Genomic DNA, 14,127 nt, shown 5'->3' with positions numbered 1-14,127 from the left:
AGATGATGATGAGTTCCAACCACGCCGCCGTACCCTATTATTTCGTGCCCGGCCCGTCGCGCTGGCCCATGCTGGGCGGCGCCAGCCTGCTGCTGACCATGATCGGCGCCTCGGCCTGGGTCAACGACGTCTCCTGGGGCCCGTACGTGAATTACCTGGGCATCGCCGGCATCCTGCTGGTGCTGTATTTCTGGTTCGGCGACGCCATCAGCGAATCGGAGCAGGGCTTGTACAGCGAGCGCATCGATCACTCCTTCCGCTGGAGCATGAGCTGGTTCATCTTTTCGGAAGTCATGTTCTTCGCCGCCTTCTTCGGCGCCCTGTTCTATGCGCGCAGCATCTCGATGCCGTGGCTGGCCGACCTCGACCACAAGGTGATCTGGCCCGATTTCGCCGCCCACTGGGGCAATACGGGCCCGGCCGGCACGGTGCAGGAATTCACCACCATGACGCCGTTCTGGATTCCAACCATCAACACGGCCTTGCTGCTGACGTCGGGCGTCACGCTGACCATCTCGCACCACGCCTTGCGCGCCGGTCACCGCGCCATGACGGCCCTGTTCCTGTTTGCCACCATCGTGCTGGGCGCCATCTTCATGGGCTTCCAGGTGTATGAATACATCCACGCTTACAGCGAACTGAACTTGAAATTGACGTCGGGCATCTACGGCGCCACCTTCTTCATGCTGACGGGTTTCCACGGCTTCCACGTGACCCTGGGCGCCATCATGCTGTCCGTCATCCTGTACCGCGTATTGAAAGGCCACTTCACGCCCGAGCACCACTTCGGCTTCGAAGGCGCCGCCTGGTACTGGCACTTTGTCGACGTCGTCTGGCTGGGCCTGTACGTGGTCGTGTATTGGTTATAATGGCGGGGCAGGGCGCGCGTGGTTGTTAGGCGCGCCGGCACCATAAAAAAAGCCGTACCGGGACATCCTGGGTACGGCTTTTTTCTTAGTGTGAAGAATTTGCCAATCAGGCAATGTCGGGTGTTAATGAATTCCAGTGGGCTGGATGTAGCCAAGCTTGTGCGCCAGCAGGATCAGCAAAAACAGGGTGATCGACAAGCCCACGCGCAAGGCCAGCGCCTGCACGGTGCGGTTGCTCTTGCCCTTGTCGCGCATGAGGAAGAACAGGGCCGAGCCCAGGCTGCCCAGGATCAGGATGAAGGCAATGGCAACGAGGATTTTCATGGATGGTAGCGCCGGGCTTGAGGAGGTTTCATTGTAATGCGTATCCGCTTCCATTTTAGATGGATTCCATTTGTTGTAATGCTGCTACTGGTGGCCCTGGGGATTTCTTTGGCGCAATGGCAGCAGCGCCGTGGCGACGAGAAGGTCGCCCGCGCCGCCAGGCTCGAGGCGGGCAACCAGGCCGCACCGCTGGCGTTGACGGCCGCGCCCCTGTCGCCGGCCGATGCGCAAGCGATCGAATACCGCAGGGTCACCGTCACGGGCCATTTTCTTCCCGCCTGGACGGTGTACCTGGACAACCGCCCCTACAAGGGGCAAGCGGGCTTTCACGTGCTCACGCCCTTCCAGATCGACGGTTCCCCCATGCACGTGCTGGTGGCGCAGGGCTGGTTGCCGCGCAACAATGCCGAGCGCACGCGCATCCCCGACTACGCCACGCCCACGGGCACCGTCACCATTACCAGCATCGCGCGCCTGAACGCGGGCCATGTGATGGAGCTGGGCACGGCGCCGCCCCTGGCGCCGCACGCCATCGTGCAAAATGCCGATATCGCCCAGCTGGCCCAGGCCAGCGGCCTGGCCTTGCAACCTTTTATCCTTGAACAAACAGCTGATCCAGTCGATTCGGCAGCCACGACGCCAGCGTCCAGCCAGCTTCCCGTGCGCGACTGGCCGGCGCCGGACCTGGGCGCCGACAAGCACCGCGGCTATGCATTCCAGTGGTATGCACTGGCACTGATGGCTTTTCTATTTTTTGTCTTTACAGGATTTCGACGTGCAAACAAACAGCCCTGAAGCAACGCAAGACAGCAGCAATAAACAGGTACAAGGACGGTGGAAACTGCTGGCCGTGGTGGCCGTATGCGCCTTTCCCATCATCGCTTCGTATTTCACGTATTACATCATCAAGCCCACGGGCCGCAACAACTACGGCGCCCTGATCGACCCCCGTCTGCATCCGATACCGGAAGCCCAGCTGCAGGTGGCGGAACTGGACGGCAAGGCCGCGCCGCTGGCCCAGTTCAAGGGCAAGTGGGTGCTGCTGCAAACGGGACCGTCCGATTGCCAGGAAACATGCAAGAAGCAATTGTTTGACATGCAACAACTGCGCCTCATGCAGGGCAAGGAGCGCGAACGTCTGGAACGGGTCTGGCTGGTGACGGATGGTCAGCCGCTCGACACCCTGGTGATGCGTGAATTCGACGGCACCAGCATGCTGCGCGTCAATAACGACGCCCTGAAAGCGTGGCTGCCCGTGGAAGCGGGCGGCAAGACGAGCGACCATCTGTATTTGATCGACCCGCTGGGCAATCTGATGATGCGCTTCCCGAAAGACGCGGACCCGAACAAGATCAAGAAAGACATCGCCAAGCTGCTCAAAGCTTCGGCGATCGGTTGAGGGGACCGCATGCCGACGATGCATCTCTCCGCGCTGGCCCAGCTGGGCTTGACCGGTCTGCTGGTGGCGCTGCTGCCGCTGACCATGGTCTGGGTGTCCGCGGACGCCAATAAGTACCGCAAGCTCGTATGGATCGCCGTCTTCCTGACGGTCGACCTGATCATGTTTGGCGGTTTTACGCGCCTGTCCGATTCCGGCCTCGGTTGCCCTGACTGGCCTGGCTGTTATGGTTCTGCTAATCCTTTCCTCGCGCACGAGCACATCGTGGCGGCGGAAACCCTGATGCCGACGGGCCCCGTGACGGTGGTCAAGGCGTGGATCGAAATGACGCACCGCTACCTGGCCATGGCCATTGGCGTCTTGATCGTGGCGATGATGGTGCAGGCGTGGCGCCAGTGGAAGAAAAGCAAGCGGCAGGAATTCGCCCCCGCGCTGCCGACGGCGCTGTTCCTGTTCGTCTGCCTGCAGGGCGCGTTCGGCGCGTGGACCGTCACCCTGAAGCTGCAACCGGTGATCGTCACCATCCACTTGCTGCTGGGCATGGGCTTGCTGGCCATGCTGACGTGGCTGGGCGGACGCCAGGACCATGCCGTGGCGCCTATCAAGCGGGCCGATGCGGACGCGTCCGTGCTGCGCCCCGTGCGCGCGCTGGCCGTCATGTCGCTCGTGCTGCTCACCGTGCAGATCGCGCTGGGCGGCTGGGTGAGCACCAACTACGCCACCCTGGCGTGCACGGATTTCCCCCTGTGCGGCGGCAAGGTGATTCCGGAAATGGATTTCGAGCATGGTTTCCATTTGTGGCGCGAACTGGGCAAGACGGCCGCCGGCCATTACTTGCCGTTTTCCGCGCTGACGGCCATCCACTGGGTGCACCGCAATTTCGCCTTCATCGTGCTGGCCGGTATCGGCTATACCGTGTTTCGCGCGTGGAAACTGCCGTCCTTGCGCGGCACGGCCCGCTGGGTGGCGCTGGTGCTGGCCCTGCAGGCGGCCACGGGCCTGGCGACCATCTACCTGAGCTGGCCGCTGTCGATTGCCGTCATGCATAACGGCGGGGCGGCGCTGCTCGTGTTATTGCTGACCATGTTAAACTACAAGGCTAAATTCCAACTCGATGTTGCGCGCAATGTTCAGCGCGCTTGCGCCGCCGCGCCAGTGCCCTCGGCACCAGCCAGTCCTTCCCGTACCGCATAAATGACTACTCAGACCATCAGCCGTAAACCTTCCCCCCGCATCGCCCAGTATTGGGCGCTGACCAAGCCCCGCGTGACGCAACTGGCCGTGTTTTGCGCCGTCATCGGCATGTTCCTGGCCAGCGAGGAATTGCCCGACTGGCACGCGGTGGTGTTCGGCACCATCGGCATCTGGCTGCTGGCGGGCGCCGCGTTTGCCGTCAATTGCCTGGCCGAGCGCGAAATCGACGCGCGCATGGCCCGCACGGCGCGCCGCCCCATGGCCATGGGCGACATCACGGTGAAACAGACGGTCGTGTTCGCGCTGGTGATCGGCGGCCTGGGCATGGCGATTCTGTACCACCTCGTCAATCCGCTGACCATGTGGCTGACTTTTGTCACCTTTGTCGGCTATGCCTTGATCTATACCATGGTGCTCAAACCAGCCACGCCGCAAAATATCGTCATCGGCGGCCTGTCCGGCGCCATGCCGCCCGCGCTGGGCTGGGCGGCCGTCGCCAACGACGTGCCGATGCAGGCGTGGCTGCTGGTCCTGATCATTTTCGTCTGGACGCCGCCGCATTTCTGGGCGCTGGCCATGTACCGCCGCGACGATTACGCGCGCTCGGGCTTGCCCATGCTGCCCGTCACGCACGGCTTGAAGTTCACGCAATTTCACGTCTGGCTGTACTCGATCGCGCTGGCCGCCACCACCTTGCTGCCGTATGCCGTGCGCATGAGCGGCCTGATCTACCTGGCTTCGGCCGTGGTGCTCAACGCCGGCTTCCTGTATTACGCGTGGAAGATGTACCGCCACTACACGGACTTGATCGCGCGCAAGGCCTTTACGTTTTCCATCATCTACCTGGCCTTGCTGTTCGCGGCTTTGCTGGTCGACCACTACATTCCCCTCGGAACATGAAAAAAACCCTGACACTGTTGCTGGCGGCCGCACTGGTCGCCGTCCTGGCCGGCTGCGGCAAGCCGGCCGCGCCCAAGCTGGCCTTCAAGAACACGGACGTGACAGGCCTCGGCTATGCGCGCGAGTTCGCGCTGACGGACCACACGGGCCACCCGCGCACCCTGGCCGACTACAAGGGCAAGCTGGTGCTGATGTTCTTCGGCTACACGCAATGCCCGGACGTCTGCCCCACCACCATGGCCGACATGGCCCAGGTGATGCAGGAAATGGGCCCGCAGGCGGAGCAGGTGCAAGTGCTGTTCGTCACCGTCGACCCCGAGCGCGACACGCAGCAATTGCTGGCGCAGTACGTGCCCGCCTTCGACAAGCGTTTCGTCGGCCTGTACGGCGATGCGGCCGCGACGGCCAAGGTGGCCAAGGAATTCAAGGTGTATTACGCCAAGGTCGAGGGCGAGACGGACGAAAGCTACACGGTCGACCACACGGCCGGCACCTATGTCTTCGACCGCGAAGGCAAGATCCGCCTGTTCGTGCGCCACGGCGAAAAGCCTGCCGCCATCGCGCACGATCTTAAACTTCTGCTATCCTGACCTGGTCGCGCCCCCGGGCGCCATCTTCAGGATACGCAGTACATGGATAAACGTTTCGAGCCCCACGCCCGTCTGGCAGCCATCATCTTTTTGTTGATCGGCTGCTTTTTCGTCTTGCGGCCCTTCCTCGCCGCCATGCTGTTTGCCGCCTGCGTGGGCATTTCCAGCTGGCCCCTGTATCTGCTCCTGCTCGAACGCCTGAAAGGCCGGCGCAACTGGGCCGCCGCCATCATGACCCTGTCCCTGATCCTGGTCATCGTGCTGCCGCTGGCCCTCGTCACCTACAACCTGGCCGACAATGTGTCGCGCATCTATGAACAGCTGCGCGCGGCGCTGGAATCGGGCGGCCTGCATCCGCCGGCCTGGCTGGCCAGCATTCCCGTGGTGGGCGAAACCATCGACGGCTATGTGCAGCGCCTGCTGGCTGACCGCGAGGAATTATTGAATTTGGGTAAGACCATGCTGGAACCGGCGCGCCACTTCCTCGCTTCCGGCGGCATCCTGCTGGGCACGGGCCTGGCGCAGACCAGCCTGGCCGTGTTCGTCAGCTTCTTCCTCTACCGCGACGGCCAGCAGCTGAGCCGCGCCCTGATGACGGGCGCAGGCCGCATCATCGGCGACAGCGCGCCCGGCGTGGGCCTGACCATCAGCCGCACCGTGCGCGGCGTCATGTACGGCTTGCTGGGCACGGCGCTGGCGCAAGCGCTGGTGGCGGTGGTGGGTTTCCTGATCGCCGGCGTGCCGGCCGTGGCGTTGCTGGGCGTGGCCACCTTCATCTTTTCGCTGATTCCCGTGGGCCCGCCCCTGATTTGGGGCGGCGCCGCCATCTGGCTGTTTACCGACGGGCAGACGGGCTGGGGCATCTTCATGCTGGTGTGGGGCGCGCTGCTGATCAGCGGCGTGGACAACGTGGTCAAGCCCATGTTGATCAGCCGCGGCAGCAGCTTGCCCTTCCTGCTGGTGCTGCTGGGCGTGCTGGGCGGCGTGCTGGCCTTCGGCTTCGTCGGCATCTTTATCGGCCCGACCCTGCTGGCGGTGTTGTACAGCTTGCTGCAAACGTGGACGGTGGGCGAAACCACCGTGCCGCAAGGCAAAGATACGCTTACCTTGAAAAAAGATTAATCGCGCAAGTCCGCATCGAGGTCGCGTTCCTGTTTCGGGATCACCTTGATCAGCACGATGCGGGGCCCGTTCATCTTCTTGACGACGATGTCGAAGTCGACGAAGGTGATGCGCTGGCCCTGCTTTGGAATATCTCCCAGCTTGACCATGATCAAGCCGCCCACCGATTCCACGTCGTCCAGGCCCAGTTCCTCGTTTTCGATATCGATGCCGAGGATGCGTTCGAGCGAGAAGATGGGCAGGCTGGCCTTGCCGATCAGGGTGCCGTCGCTCTGCTTGAGCCAGTCGTTTTCATTGCGGCGGAATTCATCGCGGATTTCGCCGACCATGGCGCCGAGCAAGTTATCCAGGGTAATGAACCCCAGCGGGCGCTTGCCCTTTTCGCCGATCAGGGCGAAGTGGGGCGCGCCGTCGCGAAAGCGCCGGAACAGTTCCAGCGCCGGCGTGCGCGCGGAAATGACGTCCACGGGACGCAGGAAGGGCGTGAGCGAGGTGATCGGTTTACCCGCCTGCTGGGCAAAGAACAGGTCCTTCAGGTGCACCACGCCCAGCACGTCGTCTTCATTCGTGTCGAAATACGGGTAGCGGCTGAAGCGGTTGCGCAGTACCGTGTCGAGGTTTTCTTCCAGGGTGTTGGAAGCGTGCAGGGCGATCACTTCATTGATCGGGCGCATCAGGTCCGATACCGTCATTTGTTCGAAATCAAGCGACTGCGCCAGGATGTTGCGCTCGTCGCGCGTAAATTTCTCGCCCGGCTGGCTGGTGCGCAGGATCAGTTTCAGTTCTTCGGACGAATAATGGGCGTCGTGGCCGCCCTTGCCGGACAGGCCCGCCAGGCGCAGCACCCAGTTGGCGCTGGCGTTGAGCAGGTAGATGGCCGGGTACATGGTCCAGTAGAAGCCGTACAGGGGAATCGCGCTCCACAGGCCGACGGCTTCCGGGTTGCGGATGGCCATCGATTTGGGCGCCAGTTCGCCCACGACGATGTGCAGGAAGGAAATCACGCTGAAGGCGACGACGAAGGACACGCCGTGGATCAGCTCTTGCGACGTCACGCCGATGGCGCCGAACAGGGGCTCGAGCAAGCCGGCGAACGCCGGTTCGCCGACCCAGCCCAGGCCCAGCGACGCGAGGGTGATGCCCAGCTGGCAGGCGGACAGGTAGGCGTCCAGCTGGCCATGCACCTTGGCCAGGATGCGGCCCCGCAGCCCCTGTGTCTTGGCGATGGCGCGGATGCGCGTGCGCCGCAAGGTGACGATGCCAAACTCGGCGGCAACAAAAAAACCGTTCAGCGCGACCAGGAAGAGGGCGAGCAGGACTAGCAAGACATTGTGCATGGGGGCGCTGAAGATGGGCTGTAAAAACGACATCTTAAACGACGAAGGGCGCCATAGCCTAATTTAGCCGCGCTCGCCGCCCGTGCAGGCGGGCGGGCGCGGCAGGTTTTTCACGCTTGTTCAGCCTTTGGCCGCCGTTTGCGGCCCGCCGCGCATGGCAAACACCATGACGGCCGAGACCACCGCCGGGATGGCGACGACGAGGAAAATCGTGCTGTTGGGCCAGTTCAGGCGGATCAGTTCGCCACCGAGCACGGGGCCGATGATGGAGCCGATGCGGCCCACGCCCAGGCTCCAGCCGATGCCCGTCGAACGCAGGGTGGTCGGATAGTAGCTGGCCGCCAGGGCGTTGACGGCCGGCTGGCCGCCCACCACGCAAAAACCGGCGATGAAGATCGTGATGAACAGGAAGGCCAGCGACACATCCGGGCGGCCGATCAGGGCAATGGCGACTGCCGCAACGAGGAAGCAGGGCAGCAGGATGCGGCGGAAGCTGGAGCGGTCGATCAGCTGGCCCATGACGAGGGTGCCGATGGTGCCGCCCACTTGCAGGGCCGTGCCGGCCAGCACGGCGTTGGCCGTCGACAGGCCCGCTTCCTTGGCAATCGTCGGCAGCCAGTTCGACAGGAAATACAAGTTCAGCAAGTTCATGAAGTTGATGACCCACAACAAAATCGTCATCTTCGCGCGGCCGCCCGTAAACAATTGCAGCACGGGCGCGCCCTTGTGTTCCTTTTCATGCACGACATACTGGGTTTCGGCCGTGATGCTGACCGTCGGGTCGATGCGCTTGAGCCACTTGGCGACTTTATCCAGCTTGCGTTTCTTCAATACCAGGAATTGCATCGATTCCGGCAGCAGGAAGAACATCAGCACGCCGATCACCAGCGGCACGACGCCGCCCACGTAAAACACGGATTGCCAGCCGAACGCGGGAATCAGCGCGGCGGACAGCAAGCCGCCCAGCACGGCGCCCAGGGTAAAGCCGCACGAGACAAGCATCATCAAGGTGACTTTCTTGCGCAGGGGGCTGTATTCGCCGGCCAGTGCCATGGCGTTCGGCATCACGGCGCCCAGGCCCAGGCCCGTGATGAAGCGGATCAGCTGCAATTGTTCGATGGTGGTGGCCAGCGGCGTGACGAGCATGCACAGCGAAAAGAAGATGGTGGAGCCGATCAGCACGGGACGGCGGCCGAACTTGTCGGCCGTGATGCTGAAGACGAGCGAGCCGACCAGCATGCCCAGCAAGCCCGCGCCGAACACGGGCCCCAGGTTGGCCTTGCTCACGTGCCAGTCGGCGATGATGGCGGGCGCCACATAGCCCATCGCCTGCACGTCGAAGCCATCCATGATGACGCACAGCCCGCACAGGATCAGCATGCCGATCTGGAAGGAACCGATCTTGTTGTTGTTGATGAGATCGGGAATATCGATCGTCTTGCCTGCCGTGGACATGGTGCCGCTCCTGTTTTTTTATGGTGGTCGCGCCTTTCCGGCGAGGGAGGGGCGCGTGTTTGTCTCAGGCTTCATTACAATCGCTTTTGATTAATTATTCAAACGTTATTTTCGAATGGATTTATCAGATTTCCTTGTGAATCTTCGGGTGCCCCTGGATGGCCGCCAGGATGACGTCGAGGGCAGGATGCATGATCTTGCGCTCGTTGGAAATGACGTAAAACTGCTCGCGCAGGGACGAGGCGTCGCCCACCAGCACGGCGCCGAATTGTTCTTCGATATCGGCCGCCAGGCTGGCGGAGGCGAAGAACAGGCCCAGGCCCTTGCGGCCGAACGCGTTGAGCATGGCGTTGTCCTCGAATTCGCCGACCACGTCGGGACGCACGCCTTGCTGCACCATCCATTCGTCGATGCGCCCGCGCAAGGCGTTGTTGCGCGCGGGTAGTAAAAAGGGGGCGCCGTGCAGGCTGTGCGGGAAATTGTCGCGGTACTGGGCGGCCAGCGCGGGGATGCCGAACAGCTTCATGGCGCTCTCGCCCCACAGGTGGCTGGACACGCGCAGGCTGGCGCCGGCCGGCACGGCACGGTCCGTCAACACCAGGTCCAGCTTGTGCAAGGCCAGGTCGGCCAGCAAGGACTCGAATTCATCTTCCAGGCACACCAGCTTGACGGGCTTGTCCAGGCTGCGCGTGGCGTCGAGCATGCGGTACGCCATCAGTTTCGGCAAGGAATCGGAAATGCCCACCGTCAGGCGCATCTTTTCCGCGTCGGTGTCGGCCAGCGCTTCCTGCATCTGTTCGCCGAGCAGGAAAATCTGGTCCGCGTAGCCGAGCGCCAGCCGGCCCGCTTCCGTCGGCACCAGGCGCCGCCCCTGCGGCTGCAGCAGCGACTTGCCCAGTTCCTTTTCCAGCAGGGCCAGCTGGGTGCTGATGGTTTGCACGGCCAGTCCCAGCCGTTCAGCCGCGCGCGTCACGCCGCCTTCCTTGGCGACCACCCAAAAGAAGTACAAATGGCGGTAATTGAAACCGGTGGTTTTCATCGCTGCATCCTCTGTCTTCTGTTTTTACGAAGTAATACTTCCATTATCTTCTATTTTTAAATGTGTCACACGTCCCTATACTACGTTCCATTGAATTTGGATAAAGGGGAACTATCGATGAAACATTTCAGAGTGTCATTTCTAGTGACATTTATCTGCCTGGGCATTTCCGCCTGGTGGGGTTACACGCACGGCGGCGTGCAGACGATGCTGGCGGCGCTCGGTATCGCGGTGATCCTGGGCGTGATGGAAGTCTCGCTGTCGTTCGACAACGCGGTGGTCAACGCCTCGGTGCTGAAGAACTGGGACAAGTTCTGGCAGGGCTTGTTCCTGGGCGTCGGCATCATCATCGCCGTCTTTGGCATGCGTCTGGTGTTCCCGCTGGTCATCGTGGCGCAAGCGGCCGACCTGGGCTTGATGGAAGTATGGAATCTGGCACTGAGCAATCCTGAACAGTATTCGATGCACCTGACGAATCACCATGCGGAAGTGGCGGCCTTCGGCGGCATCTTCCTGCTGCTGGTGTTCCTGAACTTCCTGCTGGACTCGGAGAAGGAAACGCACTGGCTGGGCCGTATTGAAGAAAAACTGGGCGCGCTGGGCAAGATATCGTCGATTTCCGTGATGATCGCGCTGGGCACCCTGATGGCGAGCCTGTCGATGATCGAAGAAGGCCAGAAACTGGTGGTGCTGACGGCCGGCCTGTGGGGTATTTTGACCTACGTGGGCGTCGATGTGGTCAGCGGCTTGCTGGAAGGCGATAACGGCGACGGCAACGTGGGCGACATCGTCAAGCGCGGCGGCATTGGCGGCTTCCTGTACCTGGAAGTGCTCGACGCCTCGTTCAGCTTTGACGGCGTGATCGGCGCGTTTGCCATCACCAAGGATGTCGTGATCATCATGCTGGGCCTGGCCATTGGCGCGATGTTCGTGCGTTCGATGACGGTGTTCCTGGTGCGCAAGGGCACGCTCGACGAGTTCGTTTATCTGGAGCACGGCGCGCACTATGCGATCGGTATCCTGGCCGTGATCATGTTGGTCAGCATGAAGTTCCACATTCCCGAGATCTTCACGGGTCTGATCGGGGTGGCCTTCATCCTCGCCTCGCTGTGGTCGTCGATCCGCTACAAGCGCAGGATGGCCCTCGAAGAAGGCCGGACGGAAGCGCTGGAAGCGGTCAAGGCAGTGTAAAGAATGCGCGACAAACGACTACACCCGTTTGTCGGCAAGTTGTAGCAAGCGTCGCCGCCGGCCTGGGGAGTCAGGCCGGTGGAGGACGCCAGGTGTTTGGTCTTACACAACCCACATAGGAGTAATACATCATGGCAATCAGTTTGCAAAAAGGCGGCAACGTCAACCTGAGCAAGGAAGCCCCTGGCATTTCGAAGATGATCATCGGCCTGGGCTGGGATGCCCGCGCCACCGACGGCGCCGCGTTCGACATCGACGGTTCCGTGTTCCTGCTGAAGGCCGACGGCAAGGTTCGCGCCGACGTCGACATGATTTTCTACAACAACCTGAAATCGAGCGACGGCTCCGTCACCCACTCGGGCGACAACACCACGGGCGCCGGCGATGGCGACGATGAAACCGTCGTCGTCGACCTGGCCACGGTGCCAGCGGAGATCGACAAGATCGCCGTCTGCGTCACGATTCACGATGCCGAAGCGCGCAAGCAAAACTTTGGTATGGTATCGAAGGCGTACGTGCGTTGCGTGAATGCCAACGGCAACACGGAAATCGCCCGCTTCGACTTGTCGGAAGACGGTTCGGCGGAAACGGCCATGGTCTTCGGCGAAATCTACCGCAATGGCGGCGATTGGAAATTCAAGGCCATCGGCCAGGGTTACAAGGGCGGTTTAGGTCCTCTGGCTGCCTCGTTCGGCGTCGGCGTGTAAGGTAACCACACCAAACCTACTGCGCGGTGCGCTTTGCGGCCGGCGATGCTCACCGTACTAAAGTACGGTTGCGCTTCTCAGCCACAAATCACATCCGCTCGCTACGGTTTTGTGCGGTACCGTTACGCTGCATTAAGGGTGGTTCACTATGTAGACCGCCGCCATCACCATCATCGTTGAGGAAGGAACAGTCAGATGCCAGTTTTTACTATTACCGGGGACGTCGACCCGTTCCTGCATGTGTCGCTTGCCAAGGGCGAGAAGATTTATTGCGAGTCCAATGCGATGGTGATGATGGAAACCAATCTTGAGCTGAAAGGCAAGATGACGGGCGGCATAGGCGCCGCGCTGATGCGCACCTTTGCCAACGGGGAATCGTTCTTTCAGCAGCATATCGAGGCCATGCGGGGCGACGGCGATTGTCTGCTGTCGCCCACCTTGCCCGGCGCGATGCGGGTGCTCGAGGTTGGCGCCCAGCAATACATGATCAGCGACGGCGCCTTCGTGGCGGCCACGTCTGGCGTGGAATTGAAGGTGCGCACGCAAAGCCTTGGCAATGCGCTGTTTGCCCAGAGCGGTGGTTTTTTCATCACCGAGACGGCAGGCAGCGGCCAGTTGGCGGTATCCGGTTTTGGCGCGATGTCGATACTCGAAGTGACGCCTGGCAAGGACGTGGTGATCGATAACTCGCACGTCGTGTGCTGGGACAACCGCCTGCAATACGAAATTTCCATGACGACCGGCAGCAGCGGCGGCTTTCTGGGTAACCTGATCAACAGCCAGACCAGCGGCGAGGGCATGGTACTGAAGTTTTCAGGCACGGGAAAAATCCTCGTGTGTTCGCGCAACCGCGCAGCCTTCCTCGCCTGGACCCAAAGCAAGCCGGCGTAATCAAGCAGTAATCAACCAAACAGGAGCTATGCGTATGTCTGTCAATTTGAGCAAGGGCCAGAAGATTTCTCTGGACAAAGAAGCTGGTACCACCCTGACCCGTATCACCATGGGCCTGGGCTGGGATGCGGCCAAGACCAAGGGTTTCCTCGGTTTCGGTTCGAAGACGGAAGCCGTCGACCTGGACGCTTCGTGCGTCATGTTCGATGACAACAAGAGCACGTCCGACATCGTCTGGTTCCGCCAGCTGAAAAGCAAGGACGGCAGCATCGTCCACACGGGCGACAACCGCACGGGCGCGGGCGATGGCGACGACGAACAGATCAATGTCGATCTGTCGAAAGTGCCGGCGCACGTGAAGAGCCTCGTCTTCACCGTCAACAGCTTTACTGGCCAGAACTTCTCGCAGGTGGAAAACGCCTATTGCCGCATCTTGAATGCCAGCAATAACCAGGAAGTCGCGCGTTTCAACCTGTCTGTGCAAGGTTCCCACACGGCACAGATCATGGCCAAGCTGTACCGCCATAACGGCGAATGGAAGATGCACGCCATCGGAGAAAACGGCAACGGTCGCACCTTTGACGACTTAATGCCCCAGATTTCCGTGCATCTATAAAGGTCTGGCCAAATCTGCTGCGCGCCGCGATTTGCGGCCTGTGATGCTCACTGTGCATTCGCACAGCTGCGCTTCTCGGCCGCAACTCGCATTCGCTCGCGACGATTTTGCCAGACTTTATTAAGGAGCAGTACGCAGCGGGCGGGGGACGGACCGGATACCGGCCCTTGTCCGCTGCTCTATATTGAAGGAGAGTATGTCGTGATGCGATTGCTGATAGCCTTGCTACTTCCGTGTCTCACGTTTTTCATGCTGGGGCGCCCGCTGGCCGGTGCCGCCGCCTTGATCTTGCAGTGCACTGTGATCGGCTGGGCGCCGGCGGCCCTGTGGGCCCTGTACACGGTGAACCAGCATAAGACGGAGCAGGAACTGGAAGGCGCGTTAAGCCGCAGCTACATGCGCAGGCGTAGTCGGTTGATCTAAATCAACCGGGCGCCAGGTATCCTTGCGCTAAGGCCCGCACGAGCGATCGTGCGGGCTTTTTTGTGCGCGC

General features: G+C 61.5%; 16 protein-coding genes. 12 read left to right on the top strand and 4 right to left on the bottom strand.

The window, feature by feature from the left end:
* Positions 1–8: 8 nt before the first annotated feature.
* A complete protein-coding gene (locus CLU94_RS09495) occupies positions 9–869 on the top strand; it encodes a cytochrome c oxidase subunit 3 (RefSeq protein ID WP_099665459.1) in 861 nt (286 codons plus the stop codon).
* A 123-nt stretch (positions 870–992) separates the two neighbouring features.
* Here CLU94_RS09495 and CLU94_RS09490 read toward each other — a convergent pair whose 3' ends face one another.
* Complete coding sequence (locus tag CLU94_RS09490; RefSeq protein WP_034748996.1) at positions 993–1,193, bottom strand: twin transmembrane helix small protein; 201 nt, start codon at positions 1,191–1,193, stop codon at positions 993–995.
* 78 nt (positions 1,194–1,271) lie between these two features.
* Between CLU94_RS09490 and CLU94_RS09485 the strand changes: the two genes are divergently transcribed.
* The 6 genes from CLU94_RS09485 to CLU94_RS09460 are packed head-to-tail and all read left to right on the top strand — an operon-like array spanning position 1,272 to position 6,398.
* Positions 1,272–1,988 (top strand): SURF1 family protein, encoded by a 717-nt coding sequence (locus tag CLU94_RS09485; protein ID WP_373609991.1) that lies wholly within the window; start codon positions 1,272–1,274, stop codon positions 1,986–1,988.
* Positions 1,969–2,592 carry an SCO family protein gene (locus tag CLU94_RS09480; protein ID WP_099665457.1) on the top strand — a complete coding sequence of 208 codons (624 nt, stop codon included), beginning with the start codon at positions 1,969–1,971 and terminating at the stop codon, positions 2,590–2,592. Before CLU94_RS09485 ends, CLU94_RS09480 begins: the two co-directional genes overlap by 20 nt.
* Before the next feature lie 18 nt (positions 2,593–2,610).
* A complete protein-coding gene (locus CLU94_RS09475; protein WP_099668234.1) occupies positions 2,611–3,786 on the top strand; it encodes a COX15/CtaA family protein in 1,176 nt (391 codons plus the stop codon).
* Entirely contained in the window at positions 3,787–4,686 is a 900-nt protein-coding gene (cyoE, locus tag CLU94_RS09470; RefSeq protein ID WP_070258805.1) for a heme o synthase, read from the top strand. It abuts the gene before it with no gap.
* Positions 4,683–5,276: an SCO family protein gene (locus CLU94_RS09465; RefSeq protein WP_099665456.1), complete on the top strand. Its 594-nt coding sequence runs from the start codon at positions 4,683–4,685 to the stop codon at positions 5,274–5,276. Before cyoE ends, CLU94_RS09465 begins: the two co-directional genes overlap by 4 nt.
* Positions 5,277–5,318: 42 nt before the next feature.
* Positions 5,319–6,398 carry an AI-2E family transporter gene (locus CLU94_RS09460; RefSeq protein ID WP_099665455.1) on the top strand — a complete coding sequence of 360 codons (1,080 nt, stop codon included), beginning with the start codon at positions 5,319–5,321 and terminating at the stop codon, positions 6,396–6,398.
* On the opposite strand, the gene CLU94_RS09455 is transcribed toward CLU94_RS09460, so the two are convergent.
* From CLU94_RS09455 to nhaR, 3 genes are all read right to left on the bottom strand, one after another.
* Positions 6,395–7,735: a hemolysin family protein gene (locus tag CLU94_RS09455; RefSeq protein WP_099668233.1), complete on the bottom strand. Its 1,341-nt coding sequence runs from the start codon at positions 7,733–7,735 to the stop codon at positions 6,395–6,397. The genes CLU94_RS09460 and CLU94_RS09455 overlap by 4 nt on opposite strands.
* A gap of 120 nt (positions 7,736–7,855) precedes the next feature.
* Positions 7,856–9,190, bottom strand: a complete 1,335-nt coding sequence (locus CLU94_RS09450) for an MFS transporter (RefSeq protein WP_099665454.1) — start codon at positions 9,188–9,190, stop codon at positions 7,856–7,858.
* 124 nt (positions 9,191–9,314) lie between these two features.
* Entirely contained in the window at positions 9,315–10,229 is a 915-nt protein-coding gene (nhaR, locus tag CLU94_RS09445) for a transcriptional activator NhaR (protein WP_099665453.1), read from the bottom strand.
* A 117-nt stretch (positions 10,230–10,346) separates the two neighbouring features.
* On the opposite strand from nhaR, the gene CLU94_RS09440 reads away from it, so the two are divergent.
* The 5 genes from CLU94_RS09440 (at position 10,347) to CLU94_RS09420 (ending at position 14,057) form a co-directional block, all read left to right on the top strand.
* A complete protein-coding gene (locus CLU94_RS09440) occupies positions 10,347–11,420 on the top strand; it encodes a DUF475 domain-containing protein (protein ID WP_076568380.1) in 1,074 nt (357 codons plus the stop codon).
* Between the two features lie 131 nt (positions 11,421–11,551).
* Complete coding sequence (locus tag CLU94_RS09435; RefSeq protein ID WP_070222543.1) at positions 11,552–12,127, top strand: TerD family protein; 576 nt, start codon at positions 11,552–11,554, stop codon at positions 12,125–12,127.
* Between the two features lie 195 nt (positions 12,128–12,322).
* The gene (locus CLU94_RS09430; protein ID WP_099665452.1) at positions 12,323–13,018 is read left to right on the top strand and encodes a TIGR00266 family protein; all 696 of its coding nucleotides are present in this window, start codon (positions 12,323–12,325) and stop codon (positions 13,016–13,018) included.
* Between the two features lie 34 nt (positions 13,019–13,052).
* Complete coding sequence (locus CLU94_RS09425) at positions 13,053–13,634, top strand: TerD family protein (protein ID WP_099665451.1); 582 nt, start codon at positions 13,053–13,055, stop codon at positions 13,632–13,634.
* 204 nt (positions 13,635–13,838) lie between these two features.
* Positions 13,839–14,057, top strand: coding sequence for a hypothetical protein (locus CLU94_RS09420; protein WP_034784905.1), 219 nt, complete (start codon positions 13,839–13,841; stop codon positions 14,055–14,057).
* Positions 14,058–14,127: the final 70 nt, after the last annotated feature.

Origin of the sequence: Janthinobacterium sp. 13 (assembly GCF_002749695.1) — a bacterium.
Taxonomy (GTDB): Bacteria; Pseudomonadota; Gammaproteobacteria; order Burkholderiales; family Burkholderiaceae_D; genus Janthinobacterium; species Janthinobacterium kumbetense.
The sequence above is the reverse complement of the archived record's forward strand: the minus strand, read 5'-3'. Positions and strand labels throughout refer to the sequence as shown.